This window comes from Bradyrhizobium xenonodulans, assembly GCF_027594865.1.
In the GTDB taxonomy this organism is placed as follows: domain Bacteria; phylum Pseudomonadota; class Alphaproteobacteria; order Rhizobiales; family Xanthobacteraceae; genus Bradyrhizobium; species Bradyrhizobium xenonodulans.
Genome location: NZ_CP089391.1, coordinates 3,946,181 through 3,968,008, shown reverse-complemented (window position 1 = coordinate 3,968,008; position 21,828 = coordinate 3,946,181). Strand labels below are relative to the sequence as shown.

14 protein-coding genes are annotated in these 21,828 nt (G+C 66.0%); 4 read left to right on the top strand and 10 right to left on the bottom strand.

Annotated elements, in window-relative coordinates:
• The first annotated feature begins 250 nt into the window (after window positions 1-250).
• Both I3J27_RS18670 and I3J27_RS18665 read left to right on the top strand, forming a co-directional pair.
• Window positions 251-1,480, top strand: a complete 1,230-nt coding sequence (locus I3J27_RS18670) for an SAM-dependent methyltransferase (protein ID WP_270172222.1) — start codon at window positions 251-253, stop codon at window positions 1,478-1,480.
• Between the two features lie 97 nt (window positions 1,481-1,577).
• Window positions 1,578-2,612 (top strand): cysteine synthase A, encoded by a 1,035-nt coding sequence (locus I3J27_RS18665; RefSeq protein ID WP_270172220.1) that lies wholly within the window; start codon window positions 1,578-1,580, stop codon window positions 2,610-2,612.
• A 123-nt stretch (window positions 2,613-2,735) separates the two neighbouring features.
• Here I3J27_RS18665 and I3J27_RS18660 read toward each other — a convergent pair whose 3' ends face one another.
• The 4 genes from I3J27_RS18660 to I3J27_RS18645 are packed head-to-tail and all read right to left on the bottom strand — an operon-like array spanning window position 2,736 to window position 7,250.
• On the bottom strand, window positions 2,736-3,473 hold the full coding sequence (locus tag I3J27_RS18660; RefSeq protein ID WP_270172218.1) for an amino acid ABC transporter ATP-binding protein: 738 nt from the start codon (window positions 3,471-3,473) through the stop codon (window positions 2,736-2,738).
• Window positions 3,474-3,484: 11 nt separating this feature from the next.
• Window positions 3,485-5,005, bottom strand: coding sequence for an amino acid ABC transporter permease (locus tag I3J27_RS18655; protein WP_270172211.1), 1,521 nt, complete (start codon window positions 5,003-5,005; stop codon window positions 3,485-3,487).
• Entirely contained in the window at window positions 5,002-6,207 is a 1,206-nt protein-coding gene (locus I3J27_RS18650) for an amino acid ABC transporter permease (protein WP_270172209.1), read from the bottom strand. Before I3J27_RS18650 ends, I3J27_RS18655 begins: the two co-directional genes overlap by 4 nt.
• 26 nt (window positions 6,208-6,233) lie before the next feature.
• Complete coding sequence (locus I3J27_RS18645; RefSeq protein ID WP_270172207.1) at window positions 6,234-7,250, bottom strand: amino acid ABC transporter substrate-binding protein; 1,017 nt, start codon at window positions 7,248-7,250, stop codon at window positions 6,234-6,236.
• 379 nt (window positions 7,251-7,629) lie between these two features.
• On the opposite strand from I3J27_RS18645, the gene metC reads away from it, so the two are divergent.
• Both metC and I3J27_RS18635 read left to right on the top strand, forming a co-directional pair.
• Window positions 7,630-8,814: a cystathionine beta-lyase gene (gene metC / locus I3J27_RS18640; RefSeq protein ID WP_270172205.1), complete on the top strand. Its 1,185-nt coding sequence runs from the start codon at window positions 7,630-7,632 to the stop codon at window positions 8,812-8,814.
• A gap of 133 nt (window positions 8,815-8,947) precedes the next feature.
• A complete protein-coding gene (locus tag I3J27_RS18635; RefSeq protein ID WP_270172203.1) occupies window positions 8,948-10,639 on the top strand; it encodes a Na/Pi cotransporter family protein in 1,692 nt (563 codons plus the stop codon).
• Between the two features lies 1 nt (window position 10,640).
• On the opposite strand, the gene I3J27_RS18630 is transcribed toward I3J27_RS18635, so the two are convergent.
• The 6 genes from I3J27_RS18630 to I3J27_RS18605 form a co-directional block, all read right to left on the bottom strand.
• Window positions 10,641-10,979: a lipid-A-disaccharide synthase N-terminal domain-containing protein gene (locus tag I3J27_RS18630; RefSeq protein WP_270172202.1), complete on the bottom strand. Its 339-nt coding sequence runs from the start codon at window positions 10,977-10,979 to the stop codon at window positions 10,641-10,643.
• Window positions 10,976-11,713 carry a glycosyltransferase family 2 protein gene (locus I3J27_RS18625; protein WP_270172200.1) on the bottom strand — a complete coding sequence of 246 codons (738 nt, stop codon included), beginning with the start codon at window positions 11,711-11,713 and terminating at the stop codon, window positions 10,976-10,978. Before I3J27_RS18625 ends, I3J27_RS18630 begins: the two co-directional genes overlap by 4 nt.
• Window positions 11,714-11,780: 67 nt before the next feature.
• On the bottom strand, window positions 11,781-12,626 hold the full coding sequence (locus tag I3J27_RS18620; protein WP_270172197.1) for a phosphatase PAP2 family protein: 846 nt from the start codon (window positions 12,624-12,626) through the stop codon (window positions 11,781-11,783).
• Window position 12,627: 1 nt separating this feature from the next.
• Entirely contained in the window at window positions 12,628-14,370 is a 1,743-nt protein-coding gene (locus I3J27_RS18615) for an ArnT family glycosyltransferase (protein WP_270172195.1), read from the bottom strand.
• A 50-nt stretch (window positions 14,371-14,420) separates the two neighbouring features.
• A complete protein-coding gene (gene pbpC / locus I3J27_RS18610; protein ID WP_270172193.1) occupies window positions 14,421-16,538 on the bottom strand; it encodes a penicillin-binding protein 1C in 2,118 nt (705 codons plus the stop codon).
• Between the two features lie 5 nt (window positions 16,539-16,543).
• Window positions 16,544-21,748: an alpha-2-macroglobulin family protein gene (locus tag I3J27_RS18605; protein ID WP_270172191.1), complete on the bottom strand. Its 5,205-nt coding sequence runs from the start codon at window positions 21,746-21,748 to the stop codon at window positions 16,544-16,546.
• Window positions 21,749-21,828: the final 80 nt, after the last annotated feature.

The window sequence follows — 21,828 nt, the reverse complement described above, 5'->3', positions numbered from 1 at the left end:
GGCGCCAGGACCACCGGTCGCGGCAGCGCTCCACTGAAACCTGCGCCGCAGCGCACCGCAGCTGGCCCGGCCGTGGCAGCACTGGCGCACGCAATCCCCGCACCGGGAGCATCTTGGCGGCCGGCGCAACGCGCACCTATATGATTCGATGCTGACCGTTTGCGGGGCGCGCTCGGGTGCAGCGATATGAGGTGTAGGCGCGCGCCTGGCTTGTGGCCGGACAGTATCCGTTCAGGTGATGGATCCGCCGATGTCGCATACCATTTCAGTGACGTCAGACACCATCGACACAGTGCTCGCCGATCTGCCGCGCGTGGTTCGCCTTGCACTCAGCTTCGGCTCGCGGCTGCGGCGCGGAACGCTCGACGTGACGCTGCCTGACGGACGCGTGATCCGCCTCGGCGGCCAGGAGCCGGGCCCGAATGCCGCGATGCGGCTGCACAATTACGGCTTCGCTTCGCGTCTCATCAACGCCGGTGACATCGGCATCGCGGAGGCCTATCTCGCCGGCGACTGGGACACGCCGGACCTGACGCAATTCCTCTATCTGTTCTGCGTCAATCACGATCTGATCCAGGCCATGCTAGACGACAAGCCGCTGATGCGTTTCGTGCAGGTGCTGCAGCACTGGCTCCACCGCAACACCCGCCGCCAGGCCCGGCGCAACATCCACGCCCATTACGACATCGGCAACGCGTTCTATTCGGCCTGGCTCGATCCCGGCATGACCTATTCCTCGGCGCTGTTCGAGGAGAGCACCTCCGATCTCGCGGCAGCCCAAACCAACAAATACCGTCGGCTCGCCGAGGCGCTCGACCTGAAGCCGGACCAGACGCTGCTCGAGATCGGCTGCGGCTGGGGCGGCTTCGCCGAGTTCGCCGCAAAGACGTTCGGCACGCGCGTGGTCGGGCTGACGATCTCGACCGAACAGCGCGATTTCGCGCAGAAGCGCATTCACGCGGCAGGCCTTGGCGAAAAGGTCGAGATCCGTCTTCAGGATTATCGCGACGAGCGCGATCGCTACGACCGTATCGCCTCGATCGAGATGATCGAGGCCGTCGGCGAGCAGTTCTGGCCGAAATATTTCGCACAGTTGCGTGACCGGCTGCTGCCCGGCGGACTTGCCGGCATCCAGGCGATCACCATCCAGGACCGGCTGTTCCAGGGCTACCGGCGCGAGGTGGACTTCATCCAGCGTTACGTCTTCCCGGGCGGCATGCTGCCCTCGCCCGCCGTGCTCAAGTCGCTCGGCGACAGGTTCGGACTGCCCGTCATCCGCGAGCGCATCTTCGGGCAAGATTATGCCAAGACGCTGGCCACCTGGCGGAATAACTTCCACGTCGCATGGCCGGGCCTCGTGCCGCTGGGCTTCGACGACCGGTTCCGGCGGCTCTGGGAGTATTATCTGTCCTATTGCGAGGCCGGCTTCCTGTCCGGGAATATCGACGTCCGGCAGGTCATCTTCGCAAAGCAGCAATAAGAGTTTGCGGGGGTGGCCTGCAAGGGGTCGCTTGTAAGGCCAGCCCCCCTACTTTAGGGTCGCGCCCACCTTGTGAACCAGCCGGTAATTGCCTGACATGACCATCAAAAACGACGTTGTCGAAGCCATCGGCAACACCCCGCTCATCAAGCTCAAGCGCGCCTCGGAGGCGACCGGCTGCACCATCCTCGGCAAGGCCGAGTTCATGAATCCGGGCCAGTCGGTCAAGGACCGCGCCGGCAAATGGATGATCCTGGAAGCGGAGAAGCGCGGCGAGCTGAAGCCGGGCGGCCTCGTGGTGGAAGCGACCGCCGGCAACACCGGCATCGGCCTTGCCGTCGTGGCGAGCGCCCGCGGCTATCGCACGCTGATCGTGATCCCGGAGACGCAGAGCCAGGAGAAGAAGGACTTTCTGAAGCTGTGCGGCGCCGAGTTGATCGAAGTGCCGGCGCTTCCTTACGCCAATCCCAACAACTATCAGCATGTCGGCCGCCGCCTCGCCGACGAGCTGCGCAAGACCGAGCCCAACGGCGTGCTGTTCGCCGACCAGTGGAATAACCTCGACAACGCCAAAGCGCATTACGAGTCAACCGGCCCCGAGATCTGGGAGCAGACCGGCGGCAAGGTCGACGGCTTCGTCTGCTCGGTCGGCAGCGGCGGCACCCTCGCCGGCACCAGCCGCTATCTGAAAGAGAAGAACAAGAACGTCCGTATCGCCTGCGCCGATCCGCATGGCGCCGGCATGTTCGAATATTTCCGCAGCGGCGATGCGAAGGCGACGCCCGGCGGCTCGATCACGGAGGGCATCGGCCTCAACCGCGCGACCGCGATCGTCGAGAGCGCGAAGGTGGATGAGGCCTATCTCATTCCCGATGCCGAAGCCGTCACCGTGATCTACGAGCTGCTCCAGCACGAAGGCCTGTGCCTCGGCGGCTCGACCGGCATCAACATCGCGGGCGCGATGCGGCTGGCAAAACAGCTCGGGCCCGGCAAGACCATCGTCACCGTGCTGTGCGATTCCGGCAGCCGCTATCAGTCGAAGCTGTTCAATGCCGACTTCATGCGCGCCAAGAACCTGCCCGTGCCGGAATGGCTCGAGAAGCGCAGCAACATCAAGCCGCCGTTCGTTTAGGGAGCGAGTGGCGAAGTGTCGTAGGGTGGGCAACGGTGCGCTTGCGCCGTGCCCACCATCGCTTTCCGAGCGCGGACGGAATGGCGGGCACACTACGCTTTGCCCACCCTACGGCAGATCGCTTCACCGCAGGATCTGGCTCAAAAACAGCTTCGTACGCGCATGCTGAGGCGCGGCGAAGAACTCATTCGGCGTGTTCGCCTCGATGATCTGGCCGGCGTCCATGAACACGACGCGGTTGGCGACCTCGCGGGCAAAGCCCATCTCGTGGGTCACGACCAGCATGGTCATGCCCTCCTCAGCGAGGTCGACCATGGTGTCGAGCACCTCCTTGACCATTTCGGGGTCGAGCGCCGAGGTCGGCTCGTCGAACAGCATGACCTTCGGATTCATCGTCAGCGCGCGGGCGATGGCGACGCGCTGCTGCTGGCCGCCGGACATCTGTCCCGGAAACTTGTTGGCCTGGTGCGGGATCTTGACCCGCTCCAGGAATTTCATCGCGGTCGCCTCGGCGTCCCTCTTGGGAATGTTGCGGACCCAGATCGGCGCCAGCGTGCAATTGTCCAGCACGGTCAGATGCGGGAACAGATTGAAGCTCTGGAACACCATGCCGACCTCGCGCCGGACCGCGTCGATGTGCTTGAGGTTCGGCCCGAGCGCGATGCCGTCGACGACGATCTCGCCCTCCTGGAATTCCTCCAGCGCATTGATGCAGCGGATCAGCGTCGACTTGCCCGAGCCCGAGGGGCCGCAGATCACGATGCGTTCGCCCTTGCGAACCTCGAGGTCGATGTCGCGCAGCACGTGAAATTCGCCGTACCATTTGTTGAGGCCGGAAATCTTGACGATGGGGTCGGACATGGTGACCTCGATCAGTTGCGACGGTGAGCGTTGAGGCGGTGCTCGACGAAGAGCGAGTAGCGCGACATTCCAAAGCAGAAGAGGAAGTAGATGATGCCGGCGAAGGCAAAGCCGGTGAACGCGGTCGACGGCGTCGACCATTTCGGATCCGAGAACGACGCCCGCAGCGAGCCGAGCAGGTCGAACAGCGCCACGATCGAGACCAGCGAGGTGTCCTTGAACAGCGAGATGAAGCTATTGACGAGGTTCGGGATGACATGGCGCAGCGCCTGCGGCAGCACGATCAGCGAGGTGGTCTTCCACCAGGACAACCCGAGGGCCGCGGCGGCCTCGCCCTGCCCGCGCGGGATCGCGGCGAGGCCGCCGCGAACGTTCTCGGCCTGATAGGCGCCCGTGAACAGGGCGATGCCGATCAGCGCGCGGACGAGACCGTCGACCGTGAAATTGCCCGGCAGGAACAAAGGCAGCATGTAGGTGGCGAAGAACAGCACGGTGATCAGCGGCACGCCGCGCCAGAACTCGATGAAGGCGATCGAGAAGATCCGGATCAGCGGAATGGTCGAGCGGCGGCCGAGCGCCAGCGCGATGCCGATCGGCAGCGAGGTGACGATTCCGGTGACGGAGACCACCAGCGTCACCAGGAGCCCGCCCCACAAATTCGTCTGCACGATCGGCAGCCCGCCATGATCGAGGCCCATCAGCTTGATCACGATTGCGATGGCGATGAAGGTGGCGATGCTCGATGCGAGCGCACGCCATCCGGTGCGCAGGCCGCCGCCGAGAAAGAACGCGATCAGGGAGACCACGACGGTCGTGATGGCGAAGTCGGCCCACACCGACTGCCCCGAACCCTGGATCTGGTCGCGCAGCCAGGTCAGCGGAAAGACCAGCCAATGGATCGCCGTGCCGACCAGCATGACGAGGTTGCCGGCGACCCACAGCAGCGGCGCGATGGCTGAGGTCTTGCTCAGACTGAGCAGGCTCTGCCCGGCGCCGACGATGCTGTCATCGAACAATTGCAGCAAGTCGGCGGTCCAGCTCAGGCCAAAGCCCTTGATGCCGCCGCCATGCAGCAGGAAGAACGCGACCACCGGAAAGGCGAAGAAGAACAGGCCGGCATTGAGCCCCTTCGCCGGCAGGCGCGGAATCAGCAGCGGCACCAGCAGGACCACCGACAGCGCCAGCGTGAGATTGACCCGCCACCGCTCGGCCTCGGGATAGAAGCCGTAGATCAGTTGCGGCAGCTTGGCCTGGATGTAGGGCCAGCAGGCGCCGACCGCGAAGCCGGCATTCTCGGTCAGGCACGCCGCGCGGTCCTGGCCGGTCCAGACCGCATCGACCATCAGGAATTTGACGGCGGGAACGACGGTGAACCAGAGCAGCAACGCGCCCACGATCGTGAGCAGGATGTTGGTGGGCGAATTGAACAGGCGCGTGCGCATCAGGCCGATGAAGCCCGTGGTCTTGACCGGTGCGGGACGCTCGGTGAGCAGGTCCCGGCGGACATAGGCGGACGAGGTGATGTCGCTCATGCGCCCAGACTCCGGCTGACGCGCCAACCGTAGACGCTCATGACCGCGCTGGTCAGCAGCGAGATCAGGAGATAGACGCCCATCGTCATGGCGATGATCTCGATCGCCTGCCCGGTCTGGCTCAGCGACGTGCCGGCGAACACCGAGACGAGGTCGGGATAGCCGATCGCGACCGCCAGCGAGGAGTTCTTGGTGAGGTTGAGGTACTGGTTGGTCAGCGGCGGCACGATCACGCGCATCGCCTGCGGCACGACGATCAGGCGCAGCGTGGTGCCGCGGCTGAGCCCCAGCGACGACCCCGCCTCCATCTGCCCGGTATGGACGGACAGGATGCCGGCGCGCACGATCTCGGCGATGAAGGCGGCGGTATAAGTCGACAGCGCCAGCGTCAGCGCCACGAACTCCGGGATGATGCGCGAGCCGCCGGCGAAGTTGAACCCCTTGAGCTGCGGCAGCTCGAAGGTGAAGGGCAATCCGAACACCAGCATGGTCGCGAGCGGCAGGGCGAACAGCAGGCCCAGCACATAGGGCCAGATCCGGATCATCCGCCCTTCCTGAAACAGCGCACGCCGGGCATGGAAGCGCAGCGCCAGCGAGGCGACGATGCCGAGCGCCAGCATGGCCAGAAAAGGCGCGAAGCCGCTCCCGCCGATCGGGCTGGGAATGACGAGGCCGCGATTGCTGATGAAGGCGATGCCGAGCAGCGAGATGCTCTGCCGCGGATTGGGCAGGGCCGCGAGCACCGCCAGGTACCAGAACAGGATCTGGAACAGCACCGGCAGGTTGCGGATGATCTCGACATAGATCTCGCCGACGCGCGACAGTAGCCAGTTCGGCGACAGCCGGCACAGCGCGACGATGAAGCCGATCACGGTGGCGAACACGATGCCCACCACCGAGACCACGAGCGTGTTGAGGAGTCCAACTATGAACACGCGCAGGAACGTGTCCGAGCCGGTGTAGGCGATCAGGGTCTGGTTGACGTCGAAGCCGGCGTTGTTCCGCAGGAAACCGAAGCCGGCGGCGATGTGCTGGTTCTCGAGGTTGGCGCGGGTGTTGGAGACGATTTCGTAAGCGATCCAGCCCAAAACCGCCGCGAAGGCAAACTGGACGGCGACGCCGTTCCAGCCGGTCTTGCCGCCCAGAATGCGCCTGATCTTCAGCGCGATCTGGGCCGGCGGTTTTCGAGCCTCGTTGCTCATCGCCGATGCCAGCGGGTCAGGCGGGATCAGCGGATCGGCGGCGCGTACTGGAGACCGCCCTTGTTCCAGAGATTGTTGAGACCGCGGTTGATGGCGAGCGGCGAGCCGGCGCCGACGTTACGATCGAACACTTCGCCGTAATTGCCGACCGCCTTCGTGATCCGGACCACCCAGTCCTTGGTGAGGCCGAGCTGTTCGCCGAAATTGCCGTCGGTGCCGAGGACGCGCTTCAGCTCCGGGTTCTCCATCTTGGCCTTCTCGTCGACGTTCTTCGAGGTCACGCCGAGCTCTTCGGTGGTGATCAGCGCGAACAGCGTCCATTTCACGATGTCGAACCACTGGTCGTCGCCGTGGCGTACCATCGGTCCGAGCGGCTCCTTCGAGATGATCTCGGGGAGCACCATGTGGTCGTTGGGATTGGCAAGCTTGAGACGGTTGGCGTACAGGCCCGACTGGTCGGTGGTGAAGACGTCGCAGCGGCCGGCTTCGTAAGCCTTGACGGTTTCGTCGTTGGTGCCGAACGCGATCACCTCGTACTTCATGTTGTTGGCCTTGAAGTAGTCGGCGAGATTCTGCTCGGTGGTGGTGCCGGTCTGCACGCAGACCGAGGCGCTGTTGAGCTCGAGCGCCGAATTCACCTTGAGCGACTTCTTCACCATGAAGCCCTGCCCGTCATAATAGGTCACGCCGGTGAAGTTCGCGCCGAGCGAGGTGTCGCGCGAGATGGTCCAGGTGGTGTTGCGCGAGAGCACGTCGACTTCGCCGGATTGCAGCGCCGTGAAGCGGTCCTTGGCGGACAGCGGCACGAACTTGACCTTGGTCGGATCGTTGAAGACGGCCGCCGCGACGGCGCGGCAGACGTCGACGTCGAGGCCGGTCCAGTTGCCCTTGTCGTCCGGCGAGGAGAAGCCGGGCAGGCCCTGGCTGACGCCGCAGGACAGCGTGCCCCGGTCCTTGATGGTCTTGAGCGTTTGCGCATCGGCGGCTTGGGCGGTCAGGCCGGCGGCGAGAGCGAGAGTGAGAGCCAGGGTTACGCGTTTCATGGGCTGAGGGCCTTTCAAGGTCGTCTCAAGGTCAGGAATGTTGTCTCAGGATCGTCTCTGCCAGGGTGAACCTTGCAAGAGTCATGCTGGAAAACCTTGCCGAACACCCGCCCATCCCGAGAGGCCATAACCTAATCCCCGCCGCAGGCGCCCGCCATTGTGGCTGTGGCGCAAGGTCCGGTCAGACGATGGATCGAAGGTCGCGGCTGCCCCTCAACATGCGGCGACTGAATAGCACCTGCGCATCTCAGAACGACTGGCGAGCCGGGTCAAGGGGTTGACGGGACTCTTCTGTGTTCTGTTATTAACGGCAGCGGCCTTTCGGGCCGGCCCGCAGGCGTCAGGCGCCGCGCGGAAACGCGGTTTTGAAAGCAGACGCATGGATTCCTCGCCCCCCTCCCCGCAGCAGGCCGAGACCCGGCTGGTCACCTCCGGCCGCGACACCAAGGCGCAGAAGGGGTTCGTCAATCCGCCGGTGTTCCACGGATCGACGGTGCTCTATCCGACCGCCGAGGACCTGCACGCCCATCGCGGCGAGTTCACCTATGGCCGCCACGGCAGCCCCACCACCAAGGCGTTCCAGGAGACGCTGATGGCGCTGGAGGGGCCGCAATGCGCCGGTGTCGGCATCGTGCCGTCGGGGCTGTCGGCGATCTCCACCACCCTGCTCTCGGTGCTCAAGACCGGCGACCACATCCTGGTCTGTGACAACGTCTATCGGCCCTCGCGCAATTTCTGCAACGGCATGCTCGCCCGCCTCGGCATCGAGACCACCTATTTCGATCCGATGATCGGCGCCGGCATCGACAAACTGTTCAAGCCCAACACAAGCGCCGTGCTGGTGGAGGCGCCGGGCTCGCAATCGTTCGAGATGCCCGATATCCGCGCCATCGCCGAGGTCGCGCATGCGCGCGGCGCGCTCGTCATCGACGACAACACCTGGGCGACGCCGCTCTATCATCGTTCGCTCGAGCAGGGCGTCGACATCAGCATGCAGGCCGCCACCAAATATATCGGCGGCCATTCCGACATCATGTTCGGCACCATCTCGGCCAATACCAAGGCGTGGCCGCAGATCGCGGAAGGCATCCGCCTGCTCGGCGTCTGCGCCGGCCCCGATGACGTCTTCCTCGCGCTGCGCGGCCTGCGCACGTTGTCGGTGCGCCTGGCACAGCACCATCGCTCAGGGCTCGACATGGCGCGCTGGCTCGCGGGCCGTCCCGAGGTCGCACGCGTGCTGCATCCGGGGCTGGAGACGGATCCCGGCCACGCCATCTGGAAGCGCGACTTCACCGGCGCCTCGGGCCTGTTCAGCATCGTGCTGAAGCCGGCGCCGCAGACGGCGGTCGACACCATGCTCAACACGCTCAAACTGTTCGGCATGGGCTTTTCCTGGGGTGGCTTCGAGAGCCTTGCGATTCCCTTCGACTGCGATGCCTATCGCACTGCCACCAAATGGTCGCCCGGCGGCCCGACGCTGCGTCTCCACATCGGCCTCGAAAGCGTCGACGACCTCAAGGCCGATCTCGATCTCGGCTTTGCTGCCCTTAAGGCGGCAATGTGAGCCTGCTCACAAGGCATCGCGCCGCGGGAACGAGCAACCCGCGCAAACGTTAGCGCAGATGCACCAACAAAGGGTTTGATCCTCAAGCATTTGGCGCTAGCCTCACCGATCGACTCTTATCCGGACACGGAGCATGGGAACGTTGGTTCTGCTCGATCTGATGGGCGGCGTTGCGCTGTTGTTGTGGGGCCTGCACATGGTCCACAGCGGGATTCTGCGCGCGTTCGGCCCGGACCTGCGGCGGCTGCTCGGCAAGGCACTCAGCAACCGCTTCAACGCCTTTGCCGCCGGCCTCGGCCTTACCGCACTGCTCCAGAGCAGCACGGCGACGGCGCTGATCACCAGCTCTTTCGCGGCCGAGGGCCTCGTCAGCGTCGCTGCGGCACTCGCCATCATGCTCGGGGCCAATGTCGGCACGACGCTGATCGTGCAGGTGCTGTCGTTCAACATCGCGGCCATAGCTCCCGTCCTGTTCGTGCTCGGCCTCGTCGCCTTCCGCACCGGCCCGCGCTCGCGGATCAAGGATATCGGCCGCGTCTGCATCGGCCTCGGCTTGATGCTGCTGTCGCTGCACATCCTGCTCGACACGCTGGCGCCGGCGGAGAATGCGCCCGGCGCCCGCGTCGTGATGGCGTCGATCACGGGCGATCCCGTCCTGTGCATCGCCATCGCCGCGCTCGTCACCTGGGCCGTGCATTCGAGCGTCGCCAGCGTGCTGCTGATCATGTCGCTGGCCTATTCGCAGTTCATCACCCCCTACGCAGCGCTCGCATTGGTGCTCGGGGCCAATCTCGGCAGCGCCATCAATCCCGTGTTCGAGGGCGCCAGGCGCGACGATCCCGCGAGCTACCGCCTGCCGGTCGGCAATCTCGTCAACCGCGTGATCGGGATCGCGCTGGTGCTGCCGTTCCTTGGCGCGATCGCCGAGCACATGCATGCCTGGCAGCCGGATCTCGCCAGGATGACGGCGGCCTTCCACATCGCCTTCAACGTCGGCACGGCCGCCCTCTTCATCGGCCTGCTCGACACCATGTCGCGCCTGTTGACCCGCTTCCTGCCGGATCGGGTGCAGGAGGCCGACCCGGCCCGGCCGCGCTATCTCGACGAGACCGCGCTGGAGACGCCGTCACTGGCGCTCACTGACGCCGCCCGCGAGACGTTGCGGATGGGCGACCTCGTCGAGGTCATGCTGCGCAAGGTGATGGCCGCGATGATGACCGGCGACCGCGCGCTGGTCGACCAGGTTTCCAAGACGGACAATATCGTCGACGGCCTCGACGAAGCCATCAAGCTCTATGTGACCAAGCTGACGCGCGGCAGCCTCGACGAGAGCGAAGGCCGGCGCGCCATGGAGATCATCTCCTTTGCCATCAATCTCGAACATATCGGCGACATCATCGACAAGAATCTGAGCGAGCTCGCCACCAAGAAGATCAAGCGCCGCTTCCAGTTCTCGGCCGAGGGTGCCGAGGAGCTCGCCGCCTTCCACAAGCGCACGATGGACTCGCTGCGCATCGCCTTCGGAGTCTTCATGTCGGGCGACCCCAACGAGGCGCGCAAGCTGCTGGTGGAGAAGACCGCGCTGAAGAACACCGAGCTTGCCGCCATCGAGCGCCATCTCGATCGCCTGCGCGAAGGCCGGCCCGAGACCATCGAGACCACCTCGCTGCATCTCGACGTGCTGCGCGATCTGCGCCGCATCCACTCGCACATCTGCTCGGTCGCCTATCCCGTGCTGGACGCCGCGGGCGAGCCCTATCGCCGGAGCGAGGCGGAACAGGCCGCCCTGCCAGTGTCTAGCGCGGCCTCGGCGTTGCCGCGCTAGATCAGCTATCCAGCGTCTTCGACGCGGTGCCGTGGTTCTTCCAGATCAGCATGATGTTGCGGATGTAGATGATGGTCGCAAACAGCTGTCCGATGATGATGACCGGCTCGCGCTTCACGATGCCGTAGACCAGCGTCATCAGGCCGCCGCCCATCGAGCAGAACCAGAACGCGATCGGCACCACGCTGTTGCCGGCCCGCTCGCTCGCGATCCACTGCACCAGGAAGCGGGCGGTGAAGAACAGTTGCGCGACCAGGCCGAAGGCGAGCCAGAAATCGAACTTGGCGACGAACACGTCGTAGAAATAATTGCTCAACGCCTGACCGTATTGAATGATCATGCCTTCACCTCAGTCACATCTGGTGTCGGCTTCTTGCGGCGGATCAGCCACCACACGCCGGCGAGATCCATGATGCCGATCCACAGCCGGTCGAAGAAACCGTAGTTTGACACGCCGGAATGGCGCGGCCGGTCGATTACGTCGACATAGGCGATCTCGTAACCCTCGCGGCGCATCAGTGCCGGCAGGAAACGATGCAGGCCGTCGAAATAGGGCAGCGTCAGGAAGACGTCGCGCTGGAACGCCTTCAGTCCGCATCCGGTATCGCGCGTGCCGTCCTTCAGGATGGCGTTGCGAACGCCATTCGCCACACGCGACTGGAATTTCTTGAAACCGGTGTCCTTGCGGCCGATGCGCTGGCCCGCGGCAAGGCCGACCCGCCCAGCTCCCTTCTCGACGGCTGAGATCAGATCCGGCAGGAACGCCGGATTGTTCTGGCCGTCGCCGTCGAGCGTCGCCACGATGGCGCCGCGCGCCGCACGCACGCCGCTGCGCACCGCCGCCGACTGCCCGGCCGACCTCGCATGGCGAAGCTGCCGCAGATTGTCCCGCTGCTGCACGATGGAAGCGAGCCGCTCGCCGGTCGCATCCGTCGAGCCGTCATTGACGTAGATGATCTCATAGGCCCAGCGGCCGTCGAGCGCCGCACCGATCTCGGCGATCAGCGGCGCGATGTTGTCGGCTTCGTTACGCACGGGAACGACGATGGAAACCGAAGGCTGGGGCGACGACAAATCGAAAGCTCGTGGTTGGAATGGGCCTGCGGCAGATGGAACCGGCGGCCCCGGCAAGCAGCCGCTTTTATGGGGCGGATGCCCCGTGGGCAACCCTTTTGAGGCGGCCCGGGATGGCCCCCGGAAGAGGCACGATGGTGCCGTCGGCGCGGATGGCAAAGCCCAGCCTTCGGGCCGCAAACCAGTAGCGCACCGCCATGGCGCCGACCATGCCGACCAGCGCGCCGGCGACGACGTCGCTTGGGTGGTGTGCGAGCAGCACCAGGCGCGTCAGCAGGATCACAATCGCGTAAGTGAACATGAACACGCGCAGGCGCGGCCACAGCGCCGAGACCGCAAAGGCCAGCGCGAACGCCGTCACGGCATGGCCCGACGGCAGGCTGGCATACGCCCCCGTTCCCTCGAGCGGGATGAAGTTGAACGGATTGGCCTGGCCGCCGACGAACGGCCGTCCGCGCCCGATGAGATATTTCAGGATCTCGGTGACGAGCACAGGCACGGCAACAGACAGAAACACGAATTGCAGTCGCGTCCCGAGGCCGAGCAGAAGCGCACGACGGGGGCCTTGAAGTCCTGCCGCAACCAGCGCCAACGCCACCAGCGCAATCCCGAGCAGCGAGAGCACATACTCGTCCTTGCCGAAATCGGTGAGGATGCGGATCGGCCACAGGCTTGGCGTGCCACGCGCCGGCATCAACTGGATCTCGGTCAGGTCGAATGCAACCATCAGCACGATGACGAGGGCCGCGCCGGCCGCGCTCAGCCACAGCGAATGCCGCGCCAGCTTTCGCGCGGCCGCGGCGCGGCGCGAATGCGATGGCGACCGCACGAGCTGCGCCAGCGCACGGCCCGACACCGCGAGCAATTGCGCGGGATAGCCCGGACGCGGCGCGATGTCGGTCGTAACGGGCATCCTACTCGGTGCCTTCGGAGCGGAAGATCGAGATCGAGATCGCGCGCCCTTGCGAGAAATTATAGCCGTCGATGCGCGTGCCGACCTTGTAGCGAAGCCCGATCGCCTCGGCGCGCTGCGCGAAGCTGCGCTCCGAGCGCTGCTCGATCAGCGCGAAGCGGCAGCTCCCCTGCCGCAGGAAGTCGGCAGCGCCCGAGCCGTCGGTGAGCAGCGTCTGGGTGCCGGTCAGGAAGACCAGGCTCGGCTCGTGATAGCCGGCCGCGGCCGCCTTCGGCCCAACGCAGGTGACGTTGCGAAGCGCGCGCGCGATCTCGATGCTCGGAAACAGCGGCGTCAGCGACGGCAGCACGATGCCGTAGACCGTGAACGCGAGCATCAAAGCTGCGACCAGCGCGTTCAGCACCGAACGCTCGGCGCGGTTGGTGTCGTAGAGCCACCAGGCGAACAGGCCGAAAATCAGTGCCGCCGCGATGAACGGCCACGCCACGAAGGCCGGCTGCCGCGTCAGCATCACCGCGCCGACCACCGCGATGATCGAGGCCGCCGCGGGGATCGCGAACCACCAGGCCGAGCCGCGCGCGAGCCAGGAGCGCGACAGCACGTTCCGCTCCAGCGCACCGACGGTGAGGATCGCAATCGCCGGATACAGCGGCAGCACGTAATGCGGCAGCTTGGTCAGCACCGCCTCGAACACGATCCAGGACGGGATCAGCCAGGCCAGCAGGAACTGCGCGCCGGGCTCACGCCGTGCCCGCCACACCGCAGGTGCCGCCATTGCCGCGAGCGGCGCCCCCGGCCAGAACGTGATCCAGAACAGCGCCAGGTAAAGCCCGGGCGGCGCGCCATGGGATTCCTGGGCCCCGATCTTGCTCAGCATGTCGCCGCCGACGGAATCGGCGAAGAAAGCATCGCCGGCGCGCCAGAAGATCGCGATGAACCAGGGCAGCACCAGCACCAGCATCCACATCAGGCCCCAGAGCGGGCGCAGCTTCCACAGCCAGGAGGCATCGCGGTCCTGGATCGCGAGCACGACGATGGTAAAGCCGGCGAACATCAGGATCAGCGGACCCTTGATCAGGATGCCGACCGCGATCGCGGTCCAGAAGATCGCAGGCCAGCTCCACGGCGGATGGGTCTCGTCCTCGGCGCGCTGCCACGAGAGGTAAGCGCGCGCCATCGCGCCCATCGCGGCGGTCACGCAGAACAGCAACATCGCGTCGGTCTTCGCGAGCCGCGCCTCGACGCCGAGCAACACGGAGGCGCACATCAGCAGTGCCGCGAGCACCGCAGCGCGCCGCGTGACGAAGCCGAGCGCGGCCCAATAGGTCATGAGCACCGCGCCGATCGCGCCGATCAAGGACGGGAGCCGGTAGACCCAGATCCGCAATTCGGCCTTCGGCAGTTTTAGCGCAGCGGCGGTTTCGACCGCGGCGGATTGCAGCCAGTAGATGCCGACCGGCTTCTTGTAACGGACGTCTTCCTGGAAGCGGATGTCGACATAGTCGCCGCTCTCGACCATCTGCTTGGTGGCCTGGGCAAAGCGCGCCTCGTCGCGATCGATCGGCGGAATGGTGAAGAAGCCCGGCAGGAAGATCAGCAGCGCGCACAGCACCAGGAAGGCGACGGCACGGGCGTGGCTGGCCGTGGCGAATTCGAGCACGCGCACGAGCCCGCTGCCCGGATTGACGGGCGATTTCGGCTCGCGGGGAGCTCCAAAACGGGGGCTTGGGTAGGTCTCGGCCATTGGTTCCGCTTACGCTGAAACCGCCATCGCCACAACCGCTTGAGGCAGGGTCACTGAATTCGAATGACAACTGTGTCCGCGGCGCCAGTGGCATCGATCACGGTGAGCCGCGCGAAGCCGGGACCGGGCGGCTCGATCAGCCGCTGGCGGCGTCCGTCGATCTCGCCGAGCGACATTCCGTTAACCATGACGGTCATGGGCAGGACGCCGCCGGCGACCTTCACCGGCATCGCTGCCGCCTCTGGGCCGCTCGAGCGGTCGACATCGATCCGCGAGCCGTTCAGCGGAAACTGGATATGCAGCGCCTGCTCCCCACCCGTCCGCACCAACTCGCCAACAGGGCGGAACCGCTTGAGCGGCAGCAGCAACTTCGCGTTGCTGGCCACCAGGGTTCCCTTGGGCGGCTTCGGCAATGGCGCGAGCGTCTTGCCGGTGCGGGCGAAGGCGTCGAACAGGATCGGCGCTGCCGCGACGCGTCCGATCAGGCCGGGAACCGGCGCGCCGTCGGGCCGGCCGACCCAGACGCCGATGGTCATGCGCCCGTCGAAGCCGACCGACCAGGCGTCGCGATAGCCGTAGGAGGTGCCGGTCTTGAAGGCGATGCGGTTGTGCGCGGCGTTCTCCGGCGGCGGCGTGCCGAGCAGCACATTGCCGACCTGCCAGGCCGCAGCCTGATCCAGCAGCCGCAGCGGCTCGCGGTCGTCGCTGGCCGCCATGACCTCGCGCAACGGCCTGGTGGTGCCGAGCCGGGCGAAGCCCGTATAGAGCTGGGTGAGATCCTGGAGCGTCACGCCGACGCCGCCAAGGCCCATCGCCAGTCCCGGCGCCTCGTCCTTGGGCAGAACCAGATTGCCGCCGGCCTGCCGCAGCCGCGAGGCCAGCCGGCTCGATCCGACCCGGTCGAGCAGGACGATGGCCGGCACGTTCAGCGAGAGCTGCAGCGCCTTCTTCACCGGCACCGTGCCCTGGAAAGTCATGTCGAAATTTTCCGGCGCGTAGGAGCCGAAGCGGACCGGCCGGTCGTCGATCAGACTGTCGGGGTGAACAAAGCCGTCCTCGAAGGCGAGGCCATAGATGAACGGCTTCAGCGTCGAGCCCGGCGAGCGGATCGCGCGGGTCATATCGACCTGCCCTGCCCGGCTCTCGTCGAAATAGTCCGCCGAGCCGACGCGCGCGAGCACGTCGCCGCTCTCATTGTCGACGACGATGATGCCGACCGAGATGTTCGGTCCCAGCGCAACGGCGCGGTCGCGCGCCAGCGGCTCCAGCACCTTCTGCAAATTCGCATCCAGCGTCAGCTTGATGACCGGCGTGTCCTTGACGGTCGACAGCGCGGTGTCGGAGGCGTGCGGGGCCAGGATCGGCATCGGCTTGCGCAGTTTTGGCACCGGAACGGTCTTGGCCTGCGTCGCGTCGTCCGCGCTCACCACATGCTCCTCGACCATGCGATCGAGCACGCGGTCGCGCGCCTTGCGCGCGGCCTCGGGATAGCGATCGAGCCGGCGTGTCTCCGGCGATTGCGGCAGCGCCACCAGCAATGCGGCTTCGGCCAGCGACAGGCGCTTCGGCTCCTTGCCGAGATAGGCGATCGAGGCTGCGCGGATGCCTTCGAGATTGCCGCCATAAGGCGCCAGCGCGAGATAGAGGTCGAGGATCTGCTCCTTGCTCATGCTGCGCTCGATCTCGATCGCACGCACGATCTGCCGCAGCTTGGCATAGAGCGAGCGCTGCCGCCGCGGCTCCATCAGCCGCGCGAGCTGCATCGAGATGGTCGAGCCGCCCGAGACGATGTGGCCGCGCGTTGCAAGCTGCAAGGCGGCGCGCCCCAGCGCGAGCGGATCGAGACCGTTATGCGCGTAGAAGCGCTGGTCCTCATAGGCCAGCAACAGCTTCAGATAGGTCGGATCGACGCTCGCTTTGGCGTCGACCGGCAGCCGCCAGCGCCCGTCGGCCATGGCATAGGCGCGCAGCAGTTTTCCGTTACGGTCGACGATGGTGGTGGAGACTTGGCGCGCCTCGTCGAGCGGCAACGGACCGAGGGAGTAGACCCACCCGACGAAGCCGATGATGGCGAGGATGATCGAAAGTGCGGCGGCGGAAACGAGGCGCATAACGCCGCGCGTTGTTCCGCCGCCGGCGTTCCGGGAAACGCGATCAACCTCGTTCATCTCACTCACTTCGCCGCCCGCACCTCGACAGACCCCGTCCCCGTCCGCCCGTACCGCGAGGGATTGTACATATCCTCGACATAGGCTTGCGGCAGCACATATTTGCCGGGCGAGACTGCGCGCACGACATAGGCGACGGTGAAGACCGACTTGGAATCCGAGGCCCGATCAACCGCCGCGGTGAAGCGGTCGTCGCGGAACGAGGTGTCCTCAGGCTCCTCGCCGTCCTCGATCCAGTCCAGCGTGCCGCTGTCGCCCGACGACACCAGCCTCGGGTTGTCGATCTCGAGGCCGGCCGGCAGATAGTCGGACACCATGATGTGGCCGTACTCGGGTTTCGCCTCGGTGATCTTCAGCACCACCGCAAAACGCTGGTTCTGCTTGACCTTGCTGATGTCGGCGGGCTTGCCGTCGAGCGTGAAATAGCTGCGCTCGATCTTGAAGCCGTTCGACGCGGCCGGCTCCGGCGTCACCGGCGAGCCCGACACCGAGACCACCGCCTGGATCGGCGCATCGCCGGTGTTGGTGATCTTCAGCGGCTTGCCGCTCAGCGTATCCGCCTTGTAGCTGCGATAGAGCGCGGTCTTGACCGACTGGCCGTCAACCTCGATCGAGAGGTTTTCCTTGGCCAGTGCGCGTGCCGCCAGCACCAGCCACGCATTCTCCTGCGTGGAGGTGTACGGCGTCAGCCCGCGCGCGGTCTCGACCCGGGTCACCGCCTGCGTCAGCGTCGCCTTCGGCGCGTTGCCTTCGCTGGCGAGCGAGACCAGCGCGGCGGCATCGCGGAGCTGCGAGCCGTAGTCGGTGCGGCCGAACTCCAGCACCGGTTTTGGCGCGAGCGAGTCGAGCGCGGCGCCATAGACCCGCTCGGCGCGGTTGCGGTCGCCGACCAGCGCCAGCGCCGCCGCGAGCTGCGACTTCGCGATCGGGGTGGCAAGGTTGCCGAGCTTGGTATCGGCGAGATAGCGGAGATCGCCGATGGGCGCAGCGCCATTGCGCGCGAGCACGTAGAGGCCATACGCAAGATCGCGCCCGCCGTCCTTCTCCGGCTCGTTGCCGTTGACGACGGAGTTGCGGATACGATCCAGCGCGTTCTTGAACAGCACATCAGGCACCACAAAGCCCTTTTCGCGCGCGCGGGTCAGGAAGTCCGTCACATAGGCATCGAGCCACGCGTCGTCGCCGCCGGCCGACCACAGGCCGAACGAGCCATTGGAGCCCTGACGGGCCAAAAGCCGCTCGATCGCGTCCCGGATGCGCTGGTCGACTTCGGTGTCCATGGCGAGGTGTGCACCGGCCGCGAGGTCGTTGACGTAGAGCAGCGGCATCGCGCGGCTAGTGATCTGCTCCGAGCAGCCATAGGGATAACGGTCCAGCGCCTTCAGGATCGTCGCTGCATCGAGCGCGGTGGACAGGCTGGCCGAGACCGAGACGCTGCCGGTGCCCGGCACGAGATCGGAGAACATGTCCGAGGTCAGCGTCAGGCTTTCGCCCTTCGCCAGCGTCCGGATCGAGCGGCGCGCCAGCACCTGCGTCGCCGCCTTGACGTCGAGTGCATAATGGCGCGCCAGCGCAAGACCGTTCGGTCCCTTGATGTCGACGTCGAGGCTCGCCTGCCCCGCCGCGGTCGCATCGATCGCGAGCGCGAACGAATTGCGCTGCTTGGCGGCGAGCTTGACCGTGGTTGCGGGGTTGCCCGTCATCTTCACCGGGCCGCCCGTCTTCACGTTGATGACGTAGTCGCCGGCCTGGCCCTCGACATTGTCGATCTCGAGATTGACCGTGCCATGGTCGCCGTTGAGCAGGAAGCGCGGCAGGGTCGTGGTCAGCACCACGGGATCGCGGATCACCACATCGGTGTTGGCGCGGCCGAGCTTGGTCGCGGTCCACGCCACCGCCATCACGCGCGCGGTGCCGGCGAACTCGGGAATGTCGAAGCTCACTTCGGCGGTGCCGTCGGCGGCAACAGTGACGATGCCCGAGTAGAGTGCCAGCGGCTTCTGCGCCGGCGGCGAGCCCTGCAATTCGCCGGCACCGGCGTCGCCGCCGGACTTGATCTGGCCGCGCGTGCCGGACATGCCGTCGATCAGCTGCCCATAGAGATCGCGGATCTCCGCACTCAACTGGCGCTGGCCGAGATAGTAATCGTCCGGCGCCGGCGGCTTGTAATTGGTGAGGTTGAGGATGCCGACATCGACCGCAGCGATGACCACCTTGGCGTCCTCGCCCGGATTGAGCCCGTCGAGCTTGACCGGGATCTTCAGCATCGCATTCGGTCGGATCAGATCCGGTGGCGAAAGCTTCACCTGGAGCGTGCGCGCCTGCTTGTCGATGCCGAACCATTTCAGCCCGATCGCCCGGCCCGGCATGCGCTGGGCCGCGGCATCGAGCGGACGGCGCAGCGTCGCCACCACATAGGCGCCGGTGCCCCAGTCCTTGCCGACCGGGAGCTTGACCTGCGCGGTGCCTTCCTTGACGTCGATGGTCTGCGTCGTCAGCAGGCGGTCGCCAACCACGTTGACGGTGAGCTTGCCGGCGCTGCGCGCGTTCACCGACACCGTCATGGTGTCGCCGGAGGCATATTGCGGCTTGTCGATCGAGGTTTCCAAAAGGTCAGGCGTGTCGGCGCTGCCGTCGGAATACCAGCCGACGTCGAACTGCACCGAGGTCACCGGGCCGTCTGCATCGTTCGACTTGACGTCGAGCCGGTAGCGGCCAGGCTGCGGGCTCAGCGAGATGCGCGAGGGCTTGTCCGCGGCAATGGCGAGATCGCCGTCGGCGATGCGCGAGGTCGACTTGACCGGTTCGTACTCCCAGTAATTGCTCTGGCGATACCATTGGTAGCGCGACTCCATCTTCAACAGCTCATAGCGCAGGCCGTCGCGGCGCAGCTTCTCACCCTCGGGCGAGACGAACACGACGTCGAACTCGGCCTTGTCGCCTTCCGCAACGTTCCTCTCGCCGAACAGCGGCTTGACGCCAATCAGCGCAGTCGCCGGTGCGACCGGCAGCACGAGCTTGCGCTCGACGGCGCGTCCCCCCGTCTCGACCATGCGGACGAAGATCTGTGCTTCCTGCGGGCGCGTCGAGGCCGGCTGCTTGTCCAGCGTCACCGGGAAGGTGGCGACGCCGTTGGCGTCGGCCTCGGGCAGGCCCTCCAGCGGCGTGCGCTCGTTCGAGGTGGTCTGCTCGTCGTCGACGCCGAACTGGTAGCCGGTGAAGCCCGGACGTTCCTTTGCGGGTGCGATCAGCAGGTCGCCTTCGAGCGCAAGGCCCGAGGCCGGTGCGCCGTAAAGGAAATGGCCGTCCGCCTTGAGCTCCACAGGAACGTTAGCTTTGATCAGCTTGTCCTTGGCAGACAAATCGAATTCGATCCTGTCGGGAACGTAATCCTCGACCATGAAAGTGGTCTCGCCGACGGACGCGCCCTTCGGATCGGTAAAGGCCCGCGCGCGCCAGGTCCCGGTCGGCACGGCCGAGTTGAGCGGCACGGAGAGCGTGCGGCCGCCGGCGCCCTGGTCGGGCAGAACGGCGCGGCGGAATTCGACGCCGTCCGGTCGTTCGATCACCAGCGTCAGCGGGCCGCCGTTGACGGCATTGCCCTGCCCGTCGCGCAAGAGCGCGGTGAGATAAACGGTCTCGTTGGAGCGGTAAACGCCGCGCTCGGCATAGACGAAGGCATCGGCGCCCGCGGGCGCCACGCGCCCGGTGACGCCGCGGTCGGACAGGGCGAAGGCCGAGGTCTTCAGGCTGAGGAAGGCATAGTCGGCCTTCTCGCCGGTAACCGTCAGCATCGCCGGCGACAGCCCACCCTCGCCGCGCGCAAGGCCCGCCTCGAACAGGACATGGCCGCTGTCGTCGGTCTTGCGCGTCGCCAAAATCTCGTTGTTGCGGGCGACCAGGCGCACCTCGACTTTCCCGACCGGATCGGTCGAGGCCAGCGAGTTCACGAAGACGTGGATGCCGTCATTGCCGGAATAGGCGGTGACGCCGAGATCCGAGACGATGAACCATTGCGTGGCGAGCTGGTACTCGTCGTCCGAGCCCGGGCCCTTGGCGGCGGCGGTCATCACGTAGACGCCCGGCTGGAGATCGCCGAGCGCCTGGTCGACCGGAAATGCGGTGGTGACGTCCTGGTTCAGCGTCATCTCGGTCGCGAGTTCGCCGGACCACACCTTGACGCCGCGCTGGTCGCCGAGATCGGAGAGCTGATATTTGGACAGCGTCTTCTGGAAGTCGCTGTCGACCACCGTGTTGATCAGATTGCGGTCGCCGATCCGAAACACGTCGACGCTGACCGCGGGCGTGTTGACGCTGACCACGGGAATGCCGCGCTGACCGGTCCTGGGCAGCACATAGGCGCGGCTGGTGAAGCGCACGAATGGCTTGCGATCGCGTACATAGACGTTGAACTCGGCCGATTTCGGCAGGCCCTCCTTGACGGTGGACGGCAGGCCGGCGCGCAGATTGATGTTGTAGCGCTCGCCGTGATTGAGGCCGTCGACGCAGAGCTGCTTGCCCTCGGCCGACAGCGCCGGCTTGTCTTGCCCTGCCAGCGCCAGGAACGGCGCGAAATCGGTGCGCTTGGCCAGCTCTTCCGAGAACTGGAAGCAGGCGCGCGGGCTCGCCGAATCCGAGTCCACGGTATAGTCGAGCAGCCGGAAACCGTGCTCGTCGCGCATCTTTTCATACTGGCCGCGGACGTCGGCGACCTCGCGCATGTCCAGCGACAGCCGCAGCGCATCCAGCGCTGGCCGCCACAGTTTTCGCTCCGCCAGCGATTTTCCGAGCACGGCGAGCGCATCGGCCTCCTCGCCCGGGTTGCCGGCGCGCATGTAAGCGATGTAGGCGGCCGTCGAGGCGCGCTCCAGCAGGAACGTCTGCTCGCTCGAGCTCTTGGGCGAGATCTGGAAGATCACCTTGGCCAGCCGCAGCCAGTTGCCGGTATCCTCGGGTGTGGTCGCCGCGATCTGGCCGAGCACCGACAGGCCGGTGCGGTAGTCGTTGCGGCGGAAGGCGGCGTCGGCGTCGGTGCGCAGCGTCGCGCTGGTCTTGGCGACCGGCCCCGCCTCGCTCTTGATCTGCGCCTCCAGCTTGATCGCGGAATCAGCGAGATCGTCGCGCTTGAACGCCTTGTCGGCAGCCTGTGCAGTGGCGAGGCCGAACGCCAGCGTGGCGCAGAACGTGACGGCGCGAACCAGACCGATCATGAGGGACTCCCGGAAATCACGGCGAACGCCGCGGGCGCATGAAGTGCGCGGAAAGGTGACGGACTCAAGGCGATGGAACC

Coding starts and splice junctions, on each gene's coding strand:
- I3J27_RS18670 (WP_270172222.1), top strand. CDS start 251: ATGTCGCATACCATTTCAGTGACGTCAGACACCATCGACACAGTGCTC.
- I3J27_RS18665 (WP_270172220.1), top strand. CDS start 1,578: ATGACCATCAAAAACGACGTTGTCGAAGCCATCGGCAACACCCCGCTC.
- I3J27_RS18660 (WP_270172218.1), bottom strand. CDS start 3,473: ATGTCCGACCCCATCGTCAAGATTTCCGGCCTCAACAAATGGTACGGC.
- I3J27_RS18655 (WP_270172211.1), bottom strand. CDS start 5,005: ATGAGCGACATCACCTCGTCCGCCTATGTCCGCCGGGACCTGCTCACC.
- I3J27_RS18650 (WP_270172209.1), bottom strand. CDS start 6,207: ATGAGCAACGAGGCTCGAAAACCGCCGGCCCAGATCGCGCTGAAGATC.
- I3J27_RS18645 (WP_270172207.1), bottom strand. CDS start 7,250: ATGAAACGCGTAACCCTGGCTCTCACTCTCGCTCTCGCCGCCGGCCTG.
- metC (WP_270172205.1), top strand. CDS start 7,630: ATGGATTCCTCGCCCCCCTCCCCGCAGCAGGCCGAGACCCGGCTGGTC.
- I3J27_RS18635 (WP_270172203.1), top strand. CDS start 8,948: ATGGGAACGTTGGTTCTGCTCGATCTGATGGGCGGCGTTGCGCTGTTG.
- I3J27_RS18630 (WP_270172202.1), bottom strand. CDS start 10,979: ATGATCATTCAATACGGTCAGGCGTTGAGCAATTATTTCTACGACGTG.
- I3J27_RS18620 (WP_270172197.1), bottom strand. CDS start 12,626: ATGCCCGTTACGACCGACATCGCGCCGCGTCCGGGCTATCCCGCGCAA.
- I3J27_RS18615 (WP_270172195.1), bottom strand. CDS start 14,370: ATGGCCGAGACCTACCCAAGCCCCCGTTTTGGAGCTCCCCGCGAGCCG.
- pbpC (WP_270172193.1), bottom strand. CDS start 16,538: ATGAACGAGGTTGATCGCGTTTCCCGGAACGCCGGCGGCGGAACAACG.
- I3J27_RS18605 (WP_270172191.1), bottom strand. CDS start 21,748: ATGATCGGTCTGGTTCGCGCCGTCACGTTCTGCGCCACGCTGGCGTTC.